The organism is Duganella sp. HH101, assembly GCF_001758795.1.
Lineage (GTDB): Bacteria > Pseudomonadota > Gammaproteobacteria > Burkholderiales > Burkholderiaceae_D > Rugamonas > Rugamonas rivuli.
The window spans coordinates 39328-52718 of sequence record NZ_LRON01000013.1; the positions used below are offsets into that span (position 1 = coordinate 39328).

General features: G+C 66.3%; 15 protein-coding genes. 10 read left to right on the top strand and 5 right to left on the bottom strand.

Annotated features, from left to right (window positions below):
• Positions 1-58: 58 nt before the first annotated feature.
• The 10 genes from dctP to DUGA2_RS20195 are packed head-to-tail and all read left to right on the top strand — an operon-like array spanning position 59 to position 9144.
• The gene (dctP, locus tag DUGA2_RS20150) at positions 59-1075 is read left to right on the top strand and encodes a TRAP transporter substrate-binding protein DctP (RefSeq protein ID WP_070271273.1); all 1017 of its coding nucleotides are present in this window, start codon (positions 59-61) and stop codon (positions 1073-1075) included.
• Positions 1072-1635 carry a TRAP transporter small permease gene (locus tag DUGA2_RS20155; RefSeq protein ID WP_070271274.1) on the top strand — a complete coding sequence of 188 codons (564 nt, stop codon included), beginning with the start codon at positions 1072-1074 and terminating at the stop codon, positions 1633-1635. Before dctP ends, DUGA2_RS20155 begins: the two co-directional genes overlap by 4 nt.
• Positions 1632-2981 carry a TRAP transporter large permease gene (locus DUGA2_RS20160; protein ID WP_070271275.1) on the top strand — a complete coding sequence of 450 codons (1350 nt, stop codon included), beginning with the start codon at positions 1632-1634 and terminating at the stop codon, positions 2979-2981. Before DUGA2_RS20155 ends, DUGA2_RS20160 begins: the two co-directional genes overlap by 4 nt.
• Positions 2982-4634, top strand: a complete 1653-nt coding sequence (gene mdcA / locus DUGA2_RS20165) for a malonate decarboxylase subunit alpha (protein ID WP_070271276.1) — start codon at positions 2982-2984, stop codon at positions 4632-4634.
• An 11-nt stretch (positions 4635-4645) separates the two neighbouring features.
• A complete protein-coding gene (mdcC, locus tag DUGA2_RS20170) occupies positions 4646-4960 on the top strand; it encodes a malonate decarboxylase acyl carrier protein (RefSeq protein WP_070271277.1) in 315 nt (104 codons plus the stop codon).
• Complete coding sequence (locus tag DUGA2_RS20175; protein WP_070271278.1) at positions 4957-5859, top strand: biotin-independent malonate decarboxylase subunit beta; 903 nt, start codon at positions 4957-4959, stop codon at positions 5857-5859. Before mdcC ends, DUGA2_RS20175 begins: the two co-directional genes overlap by 4 nt.
• 16 nt (positions 5860-5875) lie before the next feature.
• The gene (gene mdcE, locus DUGA2_RS20180; RefSeq protein WP_070271279.1) at positions 5876-6592 is read left to right on the top strand and encodes a biotin-independent malonate decarboxylase subunit gamma; all 717 of its coding nucleotides are present in this window, start codon (positions 5876-5878) and stop codon (positions 6590-6592) included.
• Positions 6576-7283 (top strand): malonate decarboxylase holo-[acyl-carrier-protein] synthase, encoded by a 708-nt coding sequence (gene mdcG, locus DUGA2_RS20185; protein ID WP_229214734.1) that lies wholly within the window; start codon positions 6576-6578, stop codon positions 7281-7283. Before mdcE ends, mdcG begins: the two co-directional genes overlap by 17 nt.
• Positions 7283-8212 carry a triphosphoribosyl-dephospho-CoA synthase MdcB gene (gene mdcB, locus DUGA2_RS20190; RefSeq protein WP_070271401.1) on the top strand — a complete coding sequence of 310 codons (930 nt, stop codon included), beginning with the start codon at positions 7283-7285 and terminating at the stop codon, positions 8210-8212. The genes mdcG and mdcB overlap by 1 nt, the downstream gene beginning before the upstream one ends.
• Positions 8209-9144 carry an ACP S-malonyltransferase gene (locus DUGA2_RS20195; RefSeq protein WP_070271280.1) on the top strand — a complete coding sequence of 312 codons (936 nt, stop codon included), beginning with the start codon at positions 8209-8211 and terminating at the stop codon, positions 9142-9144. Before mdcB ends, DUGA2_RS20195 begins: the two co-directional genes overlap by 4 nt.
• Positions 9145-9160: 16 nt before the next feature.
• Here the strand turns inward: DUGA2_RS20195 and trxC are convergent, their stop codons facing one another.
• The 5 genes from trxC to DUGA2_RS34065 all read right to left on the bottom strand — a co-directional run bounded on the left by trxC (position 9161) and on the right by DUGA2_RS34065 (position 13261).
• Complete coding sequence (gene trxC, locus DUGA2_RS20200; RefSeq protein ID WP_070271281.1) at positions 9161-9622, bottom strand: thioredoxin TrxC; 462 nt, start codon at positions 9620-9622, stop codon at positions 9161-9163.
• A 120-nt stretch (positions 9623-9742) separates the two neighbouring features.
• A complete protein-coding gene (locus DUGA2_RS20205; RefSeq protein ID WP_229212423.1) occupies positions 9743-10345 on the bottom strand; it encodes a phasin family protein in 603 nt (200 codons plus the stop codon).
• 193 nt (positions 10346-10538) lie between these two features.
• A complete protein-coding gene (locus DUGA2_RS20210; protein ID WP_070271283.1) occupies positions 10539-12113 on the bottom strand; it encodes a hypothetical protein in 1575 nt (524 codons plus the stop codon).
• Entirely contained in the window at positions 12110-12979 is an 870-nt protein-coding gene (locus tag DUGA2_RS20215; RefSeq protein WP_070271284.1) for an ABC transporter ATP-binding protein, read from the bottom strand. The genes DUGA2_RS20210 and DUGA2_RS20215 overlap by 4 nt, the downstream gene beginning before the upstream one ends.
• A gap of 87 nt (positions 12980-13066) precedes the next feature.
• The gene (locus DUGA2_RS34065; protein WP_071658954.1) at positions 13067-13261 is read right to left on the bottom strand and encodes a hypothetical protein; all 195 of its coding nucleotides are present in this window, start codon (positions 13259-13261) and stop codon (positions 13067-13069) included.
• Between the last annotated feature and the right edge of the window lie 130 nt (positions 13262-13391).

Here is a 13391-nt window from a genome sequence, read left to right on the forward strand (position 1 = left end):
ATATATTCTTGTATACACAAAAAAGATCGTTGCATATTTGACCCACCTTGGAGGAATTATGAGCGTTATCACCCGCAGGACCGTCCTGGCCGCCCTGGCCGCCAGCCCTTTGCTCCTGCAACCGGCATGGGCGCAGAACACCACCCTCAAGATTTCGCACCAATTCCCCGGCGGGACCGTCGCCGAAGGCGATTTCCGAGACCGCCTGACCCGCATGTTCGCCGCCGAGGTGGAAAAGCGCAGCAAGGGCAGCCTCAAATTCGAGATCTATCCCGGCTCCTCGCTGATGAAGACCAACGCCCAGTTCTCCGCCATGCGCAAGGGCGCGCTGGACATGTCGCTGGTGCCGCTGTCGTACGCCGGCGGCGAAGTCCCGGAAGTGAACATCGGCCTGATGCCCGGCCTGGTGACGTCCTACGAGCAGGCCTACGGCTGGAAGAACGCCGAAGTGGGCAAGGAGTTGAGCCGCATCCTGAATGAAAAAGGCATCGTCTTGATCAGCTGGATCTGGCAGGCCGGCGGCGTGGCCTCGCGCACCAAGCCGGTGATCGATCCGGACGACGCCAAGGGCATGAAGATACGCGGCGGCTCGCGCGAGATGGACCTGATCCTCAAGGCCGCCGGCGCCGCCGTGGTGTCGCTGCCGTCCAACGAAATCTACGCCGCCATGCAGACCGGCGCGATGGAAGCGGCGCTGACCTCCTCCACCTCGCTGATCTCGTTCCGGCTGGAGGAAGTGTCGAAGGCGCTGACCACCGGCCGCGCCGGCGCCTACTGGTTCATGTTCGAGCCGCTGATGATGTCCAAGGCCGTGTTCGACCGCCTGAGCAAGGACCAGCAAGCCACCATCATGGCGGTCGGCGCCGAGATGGAGACGTTCGCGCTGAACTCGGCCAAGGCCGACGACTCGGAAGTGGCCAACGTCTACGCCAAAGCCAAGGCCAAGGTGGTCGACCTGAATCCGGCCGCGCTGAAGAAGTGGCAGGCCATCGCCCGCGCCACCGCCTGGAAGGACTACGGCGAACGCAATGACAACTGCGCCAAGCTGCTGAAACTGGCGGAGAAGACGCTGTGAGCCACGGCATGGAGCTGGAGCCGCCGCGTGCGGCCGCCCCGCCGGACAACGCCGTCGTCGCGGCGGCGACCGCGCTGCTGAACAAGCTCAATCACGGGCTGATGATGGTGTCCATGGTGGCGCTGGTGCTGACGGCCTTCGTGCTGACCTACTCCGTGGTGTCGCGCTACTTCTTCCACGCGCCCACCGACTGGCAGGACGAGGCCTCGGTGTTCATGCTGGTCGGCGTGACCTTCTTCTGCACCGCCTACGTGCAATCGCAGCGCGGCCATATCGGCATCGAGGCGCTGGCCACGCTGCTGCCGCCACGCGTGAATGCGGCGCGGCTGTTCATGGTGGACCTGGTGTCGGCGCTGTTCTGCGCCTTCTTCTCATGGAAATCATGGACGCTGTTCCATGAGGCCTGGGTCGACGGCCAGACCACCTCGTCGACCTTCGCGCCGCCGCTGTGGATCCCCTACGCCATGATGGCCGCCGGGATGACCATCCTGACGCTGCAAATCGTGCTGCAAACGCTGGCACGCATGACCAACAAATCTTCATCGGAGCGCCCGGCATGAGCGACCTGACTCTTGGCGCCCTGTACGGCGCCGTCACCCTGGTGGTGATGTTCTCCGGGATGCCGATCGCCTTCGCGCTGGGCGTGGTGGCCACCGGCTTCATGTACTTCTGCATGCCGCCCTCCTCGCTCGACACCATCACGCAGAACGTGTACGAGGAAATGGCGTCGATCACGCTGCTGTCCATCCCCCTGTTCATCCTGAAGGGCGCGGCCATCGGCAAATCCCCCGCGGGCAAGGACCTGTACTCCGCCATCCACACCTGGATGCACAAGATACCGGGCGGCCTGGGTATCGCCAACGTATTCGCCTGCGCGCTGTTCGCGGCGATGGCCGGCTCCTCGCCCGCCACCTGCTCGGCCATCGGCTCGGCCGGCATTCCCGAGATGCGCCGCCGCGGCTACTCGCCCGGTTTCGCGGCCGGCATCATCGCCGCCGGCGGCACGCTGGGCATCCTGCTGCCGCCATCGATCACCATGATCCTGTACGCGGTCGCCGCCGAGCAGTCGCTGGGCCGCCTGTTCCTGGCCGGCATAGGCCCAGGCGTGCTGCTCGTGCTACTGTTTGCCGGCTACGCCGTCTACCGCGCGCACAAGGAATACAAGGCCGCGCTGGTCATCTACGAACAAGGCGGCGCCAAGTCGGCCTACCTGGAAGACGAGCATTTCACGCTGGCGCAAAAGGTCGAGATGCTGCCGCGCGTGCTGCCCTTCCTGGTCCTGCTGATCGGCGTGATGATCGCGCTGTACGGCGGCTTCGCCACCCCGTCCGAAACGGCGGGCCTGGGCGCGCTGCTGGCGCTGGTGCTGCTGGCCGTGATCTACGGCGTATGGAAGCCCAAGGATCTGTCGCCCATCCTCAGCTCCTCGATCAAGGAATCGACGATGCTGCTGCTGATTATCGGGATGTCGCTGTTCTATTCGTATGTGATGAGCTATCTGCACATCAGCCAGTCGGCCGCCGCGTGGGTGGTCAGCCTGCACCTGTCGAAATGGCTGCTGCTGGCGGTGATCCTGCTGATGGTGATCGTGTTCGGCTTCTTCCTGCCGCCGGTGTCGATTATCCTGATGACCGCGCCCATCATCCTGCCGCCGTTGAAGGCTGCCGGTTTCGACTTGATCTGGTTCGGCATCGTCATGACGGTGGTGATGGAGATGGGCCTGATCCATCCGCCGGTGGGACTGAACATCTTCGTCATCAAGAACATCGCGCCCGACATCCCGCTCAAGGATGTGGTGTGGGGCGTGTTCCCCTTCCTGATCCTGATGTTCGTGGCGGTGCTGTTGTTGTGCGTCTTCCCGTCTATTTCCACCGGCCTGCCGGACATGATCATGGGAGCAAAATAAATGAACTGGAATACCCTGCAGCAGAACCGCGCCGCGCGCTTGCAGCGGGCCAGCGCCGCATTGGGCAATCAGCTGGACGGCAAAAGCCTGCCGGCTGCGCGCATCGCGGACCTGCTGCATGCGGTGCTGGAGTGCGGCGACCGCGTCTGCCTCGAAGGGAACAACCAGAAGCAGGCCGACTTCCTCGGCCACGCGCTGGCCCACCTGAACCCGGAGCGCATCAACAACCTGCACATGCTGCAATCGGTGCTGGCGCTGCCCGAGCACCTGGACGTGTTCGAGCGCGGCGTCGCCTCCAAGCTGGACTTTTCGTTCTCCGGTCCGCAGGCGGTGCGGGTGGCGCGGCTGGCCTCCGCCGGCAAGCTCAATATCGGCGCCATCCACACCTACCTTGAGCTGTTCAGCCGCTACTTCATCGACCTGCCGCCGCGCGTCTGCCTGATCGCAGCGGAGGCGGCCGACCGCCACGGCAACCTGTACACCGGCCCGAACACCGAGGACACGCCGGCCATCGTCGAAGCCACGGCCTTCAAGCAGGGCATCGTGATCGTGCAAGTCAACCGCATCGTCGACACCGTGCCGCGCGTGGACGTGCCGGGCGACTGGGTCGATTTCGTCGTGCAGTCGCCGCGCCCCTACTACATCGAGCCGCTGTTCACGCGTGATCCGGCGCAGATCTCCGAGATCCAGGTGCTGATGGCGATGATGGCGATCAAGGGCATCTACGCCGAATACGAGGTGCAGCGGCTGAACCACGGCATCGGCTTCGACACCGCCGCCATCGAGCTGCTGCTGCCGACCTACGCCGAGTCGCTGGGCCTGCGCGGCAAGATCGGCAAGCATTGGGCGCTCAACCCGCACCCGGCGCTGATACCGGCGATCGAGGCGGGCTTCGTGCAGTCGGTGCACTCCTTCGGCTCCGAGCTGGGCATGGAGGACTACATCCACGCGCGGCCGGACGTCTTCGCCATCGGCCCGGACGGCACCATGCGCAGCAACCGCGCCATGTGCCAGGCCGCCGGCCACTATGCCTGCGACATGTTCATCGGCTCGACGCTGCAGATCGATTTGCAGGGCAATTCGTCGACCGCCACCGCCGGCCGTATCTCCGGCTTCGGCGGCGCCTCCAACATGGGCGCCGACGCGCGCGGGCGGCGCCACGCCAGTCCGGCGTGGCTGAAGGCCGGCCAGCAGGCGCGCGAAGGCCGCAACACCATCCCGCGCGGCCAGAAGCTGGTGGTGCAGATGGTGGAAACCTTCCGCGAGCATATGCAGCCGGCCTTCGTCGAGAAGCTCGACGCCTGGGAACTGATGGAGCAGGCGAAGATGGCGATTCCGCCGGTGATGATCTACGGCGACGACGTCAGCCACATCCTGACCGAGGAAGGCATCGCCAACCTGCTGCTGTGCCGCACCGACGAGGAGCGCGAGCAGGCGATACGCGGCGTGGCCGGCTACACGCCGGTCGGGCTGGCGCGCGACCGGCGGATGGTCGAGAATCTGCGCGACCGAGGTATCATCCAGCGCGCCGAGGATCTCGGCATCGACAAGCGCATGGCCACGCGCGACCTGCTGGCCGCCCGCAATATGAAAGACCTGGTGCGCGCATCGGGTGGCTTGTACCAGCCGCCCAAGCGTTTCCGCAACTGGTAAGGAGCCTCAAGATGGAAACACTGAACTACCGATTCGAACAAGGCACGCAGAGGCTGAAGGCGTCGCCGCAAGTGGTTGGCGTGGTCGGCTCCGGCAATCTGGAAGTACTGATCGAAGCGGCCGACCTGGCCGGCGCCTGCGCCATCGAGATCACCACCGCCGCAGTCGGCTTCGGCCCGATCTGGGAAGCGGTGATGCGCGACTTCCACCAGCGCTGGCTGCTGGCCGACACCCGCATCTCGATCAACGACATGGGCGCAACTCCCGCCGTCGTCAGCCTGCGCATGGACCAGGCGGTGCAAACCATGCTGGGAGAGCCGCGATGAGCCGGCCCGCAAGCTACCAGGAAGCGACCGCGCGCGAGCGCCTGCAACAGCTGTTCGATCCGGACAGCTTTGAAGAATTCCTGCCGCCGTCGGAGCGCGTCATCAGCCCGCACCTGGGGCAGCTGAACGCGCCGGTGGCCTTCGATGACGGCGTCGCCGTCGGCCGCGCGGCGTTGGGCGGCGTCACCGTCTACGCGGCGGCGCAGGAAGGTGGATTCATGGGCGGCGCGGTCGGCGAGGTGCACGGCGCCAAGCTGGTTGGCCTGCTGCGGCGCGCGGTGCGCGACCAGGCCAAGGCCGTGGTGCTGCTGGTCGAATCGGGCGGCGTGCGCCTGCACGAGGCCAATGCCGGCTTGATCGCGGTGTCGGAAGTGATGCGCGCCCTGCTCGATGCGCGCGCGGCCGGCATACCGGTGATCGTGCTGGTGGGCGGCTCGAACGGCGCCTTTGGCGGCATGGGCATCGTCTCGCGCTGCGCCAACGTGGTGGTGATGTCGGAAGAAGGACGGCTGGCGATGTCCGGCCCGGAGGTGATCGAAACCGCCAGCGGCGTCGAGGAATTCGATTCGCGCGACCGGGCGCTGGTCTGGCGCACCAGCGGCGGCAAGCACCGTTATCTGATGGGCGATTGCCAGCGCATCGTGGCCGACGACATCGCCGCCTTCCGCGCAGCCGCGCGCGATGCGGTGGCCGCGCTGACCGGCAAGCAGGTGGAGCTGACGCTGGAGGCGCTGGAAGCCGAGCAGCGGATGCTGGACGAGCGCATCGCCCGCTTCGGCGCGCTGCACGACCCGGTCGACATCTGGAGCGCGATGCAGATCGCCGATGCGGCCAATATTCCCATGCTCGACGTGGACAGTTTTATCGCGGCCGCCGCCAAGCACCGCATGGGAGCCTGAGGTGGAGCGTCAAAACATGGACTGGAAAAAACTGGCGGACACGCTGTTCCCGCAAGGGCATGCCATCGTCGAGCAGAACGATTTCCTGTGCGGCAGCGCGCAGGTGGATGGACAGGCGGTGGCGGTGATCGGCACCACGGGCCATACGCCGATCGGCGTGGAGATCGCGCTGGCGCAGGCCAAGGCGATCCTGCGCACGGTGCGCGATTTCCCCGGCATGCCGATCCTGATGCTGATCGATACACAGGGCCAGCGTCTGCGCCATCGCGATGAGATGTTGGGCATCAACAGCTACATGGCGCACCTGGGCAAATGCGTGGATCTGGCGCGGCGCAAAGGCCACAAGATTATCGGCCTGGTATACGACCAGGCGCTGTCGGGCGGCTTCATCACCAGCGGCCTGATGGCGGACGCCTGCTATGCCCTGCCCGACGCGACCATCCGCGTGATGGGTTTGCCGGCGATGGCGCGCATCACCAAGGTGTCCGAAGAGCGGTTGACTGAGCTGGCGCAGAGCAATCCGGTGTTTGCGCCGGGGCCGGAGAACTATCTGCGCATGGGCGGCCTGGAGGCGATCTGGGAAGGCGACCTGGCGGCGCATCTGCGTACCGCGCTCGCTGCTGTGCCGGACGGCGACCAGCGCAGCGCGTTGGGTTTGCAGCGCGGCGGGCGGCGTTGGGCGCAGCCGGTGATCGAGGCCGTGATGACGGATGGTCATGTCCGCATCGGCTAAAGCGGCGCAGATGCCGCAGCCAGGGATCGCCGCGCGCGGCCCTGAGCGGCATATGTTGGCCTGGCTTTCCGAGCAGGGCTGGCTGGCGGTGCTGCGCGCGGCGCAGCTGCAGCATCGGGCGGCGCTGACGCTGTGGCAGGGCCAGGATTGGCCGGCCGTGGTGCGGCGCTTCGATGTCGGTGCGCAGCCGGGCGACGTTTGTCTCGGCCTGCCACTGCCGCCGGACGAGCATACCGGCGGAAAAGTGCGCATTTCCCTGTCCGTGCCGGCGCTGGAGATCAGCCGGACATCGGCTGCGGTGGAACTGCGCTCCGCATTGCGCTACGCCGGGCCGTGGCGCGAGGCGCTGACGGCGCTGGAGAAAGAGGCCAAGCATCTTCACCTGCGCATCTATGGATCGTTGGCGATGCAGGTGCTGACTGGGCTGCTGTATCTGACGCCTGCTTCCGATATCGACATCCTGTTCCATCCGCGCAGCCGCAAGCAGCTGGAGGACGGCGTGACGCTGCTGTCGCGGCACGCCGCGCATCTGCCGCTTGATGGCGAGATCGTGTTCCCCGGCGGTTTGGCGGTGTCGTGGAAGGAGTGGCAGATGGCGATGGTCAATCCAGCACGTGTGATCGTCAAGGAGCTGCACGCGGTGCGGCTGATGGATACCGCGTCGCTGCTGGCGACGCTGGAGCAGGCATGATGCGCGCCAGCCCTCGTCCGGCCGCAGCACTGCGCATGCGCACAGGCGTTCCGGTCGCCATGGGACGTGCGGCGCAGCGCGATTTCGCCGGCGAGGTGGCGCGGCTGGCGCTACGCAGCCTGCATGCGGAGCTTTGCCTGTATCCGAAGCCCGGCCTGGTGTCGCTGGTGGACACCGGCAGCCATGACGACATGAACGCGCTGACCTTCATGCGCAGCCTGTTCTCGCTGCGGCACTACTTCAAGAAAATCTGCCTGGCGGGATGGCACGATGCGCCGTTCTCGCGGCTTAAACAGTTGGGCATCGAAGCGGAGGCCGGGATGCTGAAGGCGACACGCGGCATCAACACGCATCGCGGCGCAATCTTCAGCCTTGGCATGCTGTGCGCGACGGCCGGCCGCGCCCGAGCGCAAGGCACGCCGATGACGCCAGCCGCGCTGCGCGCCGCCATGCTGATACGCTGGGGCGAGGAACTGGCCATGCATGCCGCTCCTGCCGATACCTGCCCGGCAGAACTCAGCAACGGCCTGCGGGTCGCGGCACGGTATGCCGTCAGCGGTGCGCGGGAGGAAGGCGCGCTTGGGTTGCCGTCGGTGTTTGAAATCGGCGTCCCGGCGCTGCTGGCCTCGCGCGCACGCGGCGCCAGCATGACGCACGCCCGCATCGACACGCTGTTCACGCTGATGGCCCGCATCAACGACAGCAATGTCTACCACCGCGCCGGCCCGCAAGGGGCGCAGACCGTGCGCGCCCACGCCCAACGCTTCATCGACCTTGGCGGCACAGCCAACATCGACTGGCACGCCGAAGCGCTGGCCAGCCATCAGGTATTCATCCAACAACGCCTGTCGCCAGGCGGCGCGGCCGACCTGCTGGCCGCCAGCTGCCTGGTGCAAGCCATCGCCGCCATGGACTGCAGTCTGCGATGACGTCCTACGGCGCCCAATCCCGCCTGCTGCTGCTCTGCCCCGGCCAGGGTGGACAGCATACCGCGATGTTCGACCTGGCCCGCAGCAGCCCCGCAGGCCAGCACGCCAGCACGGTGCTGACCGACCTCGCGTTGGCCGGCTTGCCGCTGGCCGACGGCACGGACATCTACGCCAACCGCACCGCCCAGCCGCTGATCGTGGCCGCCACGCTGTCGATGTGGGCGGCGATACGCGAGTTCGCGCCGACACCGGCGCTGGTGGCAGGCTACAGCATCGGCGAATTGTCCGCCTACGGCATCGCGGGCGCCTGGCCGGCGGAGACCGCAGTCCGCCTGGCCGCAGAACGCGCGCGGCTGATGGACGCCTGCGCCCTCGCCCTGCCCGGCCAAACGCTGGTGGCGATCTCCGGCCTGGCGCTATCCCGCGTCGCATCCCTGCTTGCCAAACACGCTTTTTACATGAGCATAGAAAACGCCGACGACGCCTGCATCACCGGCGGCCCGGCAGCAAGCGCCGCAGCGCTGGAAGCAGCCGTGCACGCAGCCGGAGGCCGTAGCACGCGCCTGCCAGTGGAAGTGGCCTCGCACACGCGCTACATGCAGGCCGCGGTCGCACACTTCGCCACAGCCTTGCAGCGCACAGAATTCCAGGCAATGAGCGCGCCAGTGCTGGCAGGCATAGCCGCCATGGCCGTCAACGCCAAGACACAAGCAGTGGACCAGCTCTCACGCCAATTGGCCGAAACCATCCACTGGTCCGCCTGCATGGACGCCGCCGCCGAAGCCGGCATCACCTACGCGCTGGAGCTGGGCCCCGGCGCCGCGCTGTCGCGCATGCTGCAAAGCCGCCACCCGCATATCAACACCCGCTCCGTGGCCGACTTCCGCACGCTGGACGGCATCCGCAAATGGCTGGAGCGCGCCGCCGAATAAGGGACGGCGATACAACTCAACCGCGATTATTCTGCATCGCCCAGGCGACGATGTTGGACGCATCCATCGCGCCCGGCTGCCGCGCCACCTCGCGCCCGCCCCTGAACAAGGCCAGCGTCGGAATGCTGCGGATCGCATAGCGCGCCGCCAGCTCTTGCGCCTCCTCCGTATTGAGCTTGACCACGCGGAACTGCGGTTCCAGCCGCTGCGTCGCCTGCGCATAGAACGGCGCCATCGTCCTGCACGGCCCGCACCACGGCGCCCAGAAATCCACCAGCACAGGAATGTCGCTGCGTTCGATATGCTTGAGGAAGCGCGCGGCCGACAAGTCCAGCGGCTGTCCGGTGAACAGCTCCTTCTGGCACTTGCCGCACACGGGCTGCTGCGCCAGCTTGGCGGCAGGCACCCGGTTCACGGCGTCGCAATGGGGGCAAACAATGTGCAGCGACTCCGGCTGCGCGGCGGCGGTATTCGTCATCTTTATCTCCAGACAGCATCAAGCCGCCCATGATAAAGCAAGGACAAAAAAAATGCCGCCCACCGCGAGTCGTATCGCGGCGGCGGCGAAGATCACATGCTATCGGCTACGATGCCAGGCTCAGGTTTCTTTGCGTGCCCCGGTTTGCTTGCCGGCTTGCGCTGCCTGGGCGGCAGCCTGGGACTGGGAGGCTTGCCCACCCTGCATGCTGCCTTCACGGCTTTCGCGGCTTTCGGTGCCGTTGGAGCCGGCGCTTTGCATCGTCGAGCTGCCGCGCATTTCATTGCCGCGCGATTGACGCATGCCGTCCGCCTGGCTGATGAACGGGTCGGAGAAGCGTTCCACCGCGTCCTGATGGCTGCGCAGCGTTTTTTCCGTTTCTTCCGACGTCACGCGGGCCACTTCGTCGGCCAGCGCCTTGGCGGTGCGGCTGGTTTCCTGCACATGCTCTTCCGCCACCTTGGACAGGTCGACCTGGGTGTCGGCAGCGATGCGCGACAGATGCTGCTGATAGGCGCGCAGCTTTTCAGCGGCAGGCTGGGCATGGGCGGCAGCAGCGGCGAACGCCTCTGTCGGGCGATGCGCGGTGATGATGTGCTGGCCCGCCGAGGTGCTTTCTTCCAGCATGGTTTGAGCCAGTTGAATGTTCAGATCGCTGTACTGCTGAACGGTACGGAACAGGGACTTCGACATGTCGTTAAAGAACGACAATTGGGCTTCCATATGGTTTTTGGCTGCTGGGGTAACAGTTTGGGAAAATGGATACATAAATGTGCCTCGAAAAGAAAGAAAGTAAGGATGGCCTGGGGAGTGTCGAACCGGTTTCGACGACGCGTCTGCAGCGCGAATGCCAAGGCTACGTTAGACAGTCCCGCGATCTCTGATCTAGATCAAAGGTGTGCCATCCCTCTTTTCTTCAGTCCCGCGCACCCCGCCATCGTTGATACCCGAGGCCGCCTATGGCCAGCAGCAAGCCAAGCAGCAACTGCGTGCTCACCGTTTGCACGCTGGCCACGCCGTTGAAACCGACCACATCCAGCCCCGGCACCTTGGTCGCCTGCGTGGCCACGTACAGGCCGAACAGGAACAGCGCCAGGAAGGCGCGCGCAGTGCGGCTCAGGCTGCCCAAGAGGCTGGCCGCGCCGGCCAGCGCCAGCACACCGGTGAACAATGCGGCCGCGCGCAGCGGTTCCGCCATGGTCCAGCGCAGCAGCACCGGCGCCGCCAGCAGCAGCGCCAGCAGGCAGGAAGCCAGCAGCTGCGCGGCGTAACGCCGGCCGCTGCCGCCCGGCGCCGCGCCGCTCATCGCCGCCACGTCATGCTGGTGGTCGCGCACGCTGATGTCGCTGACCAAGATGCCCCAGATGGCGATGGCGGCAATCGTCACGCCGCCCAGTGCGACGGATGGCGCCAGGCTGCCCACGACCAGCAGCACCAGCGCCGCCAGGATGGCCGCCGGGTTGGAGATCAGCGTCAATGCCAGCACCGCCAGCGCCTGGCCGGCCAGTCCGGGCACGCGGGCCGCCAACGCGAACAGCGGCCGCACTAGCCGCGTCAACGGCCGCAGCACGCGGTTGGCCAGCGCCAGCGGCGACCAGCGGCCGCTGCCCGCCGCGCGCACCTTGACGCGATCCGGGGCGAAGCGGTGGAACATCCAGAAAGCCGGCAACAGCGGCAACACGGCCAGCAGCGCACAGCCCAGCCGCGTGAACACCAGTTGCGCCGACCATAGCCACGTAGGCAGATACACCGGCGGCAGCGCCGCATCGAAGGTGCCGCCGCCAAGCGCGAAACTGGTGCTGTGGATGGTCTCCTTGATCATCAGCACCGAGGCGCCCAGGCCGGAGAAATCGAGCAGCAGCAACGGCGTCCAGCCAAAGCTGCCTTCGACCGAGACTGCGGCGGGCAGCGCCATCTGCGTTAGGTACAAGAGAAAATACAGCACGTCGCCGCGCTTGCCCATCAGCGGCGCCCAGGAGTCGCACAGCAGCGCCATCGCGGCGGTGAAGAACACCAGCGGCAGCATCATCAGCGCGAACATCTGGCCGTAGACCAGCAGCTGTATCGGCCCCTCGCCGCGCACGACGTGCAGCACCAGCATGGTCAGCATGAAGATCACCAGCAGGCCGCCCAGATAAGCCACGCTGCCCAGCCAGCGGCCGAACAGGAACACGGCACTGCTCACCGGCGTGGCCGCCAGCACGGAGCCGGCGCCGCTGCGCACGTCCTCGCTCATGCGCCCGCGCGCGAGGTAGAAGCCCGCCAGGCCGAAGAACAGGCCGCCCAGCCCCGCGCTGCCCAAGGCCAGGCAGCTGCTGGTGTAGGCTACGCGCACATTGTCGGCCACCAGCATCACCTGGCTGCCGGCCGGATCGCCGACCATCAGCCAGGTCAGGACGATCAACGCCAGCACGGCCACCAGCGTGCCGGTGCGGCGCATGCGCAGCCGCACCTCGGTCAGCAGCAACAGCTTCAATGCCAGCGCGTTCATACCACCGCTTCCTGCACGGCATAGCGCCGCGTCATCAGCGCTTCTTCCAGGGTCGGCTCGGCCGGCACCGCGCCCGCGCACGGCGACGAGGAATGGGCGATGCGCAGGTGGATGCCATGCTCGTTGCGCTGCGCCTGCAGCACCTGCACTTCGGCACGCAGGGCTTCGTAGTGCTGCGCCTCCACCGTCACCGACCACACCTGGCTGCGCGCGGTCTGCACGAAGCTGTCCGGCGTGTCGTAGGCCACCAGCTTCCCTTTGTTCATGATGGCCAGGTGGCTGGCCATGTTCTCGATGTCGGACACGATGTGGGTCGACACGATCACCAATTTGCGGAAGCCGATCTCCGACAGCAGATGGCGGAAGCGCAGCCGCTCTTCGGGATCGAGGCCGGCGGTCGGCTCGTCGACGATCAGCACATCGGGATCGTTGAGCAGCGCCTGCGCGATGCCGAGGCGCCGCCGCATGCCGCCCGAGAAGCCTGCCGCCTGGCGGTTCGCATGCTCGTGCAGGTTGACCATCTCCAGCAGCATGCGCAAGCGCGCCGGGTCGCGCACGCCCTTCAGCGCCGCGAAGTACTGCAGGAACTCCAGCGCCGTCAGGTTCGGATAGACGCCGAAGTCCTGCGGCAGGAAGCCGAGACGCCCGCGTATCGCATCGGGGTTCTTCGCGATGTCGGCGCCGTCGAACAGGATCTGGCCGCTGGTCGGTTTGGTCAGCGTGGCGATCATCTGCATCAGCGAGGTCTTGCCCGCGCCATTGTGGCCGATCAGGCCGACCACGCCGGCCGGCAGGTTCAAACTAACGTCGTCGACTGCCCGCACGTTCTTCGTATAACTCTTAACGACATTGCGCAATTCAAGCATGTACCAAGGGCTCCTGGAAATGAAAGCGGGGCCGGCCCAGCACAATGCTGGAGCCGGCCCCGCAGACGGACGCCCTATTCTACTGTGTTATTTAAATAACACGGCAGCTTTTTGCACCGTCAGCCACACGCCGATCGCCAGCGGAATGCCGACCGCCAGCCAGCCGAAGGCCACCGCCGCCGGACTGGTGACGCCGTTCGAAGCGACGGCGTTGCCGGTCGATGCGGCCGCGTCGCGCTCGTGCGCCAGCTTCTTCTCGGCGGCCAGTTCGGCCTCGCTCATGAAGTGCTTGTCGGCCAATGGCGCGCCGATCTTCGCGCCCCGCCGCAACCCATGATGGCCATGCCGGTCGCCATGCCGGGGCGGTCCGGGAACCACTTGATCAGCGTCGACACCGGCGAGATATAGCCGA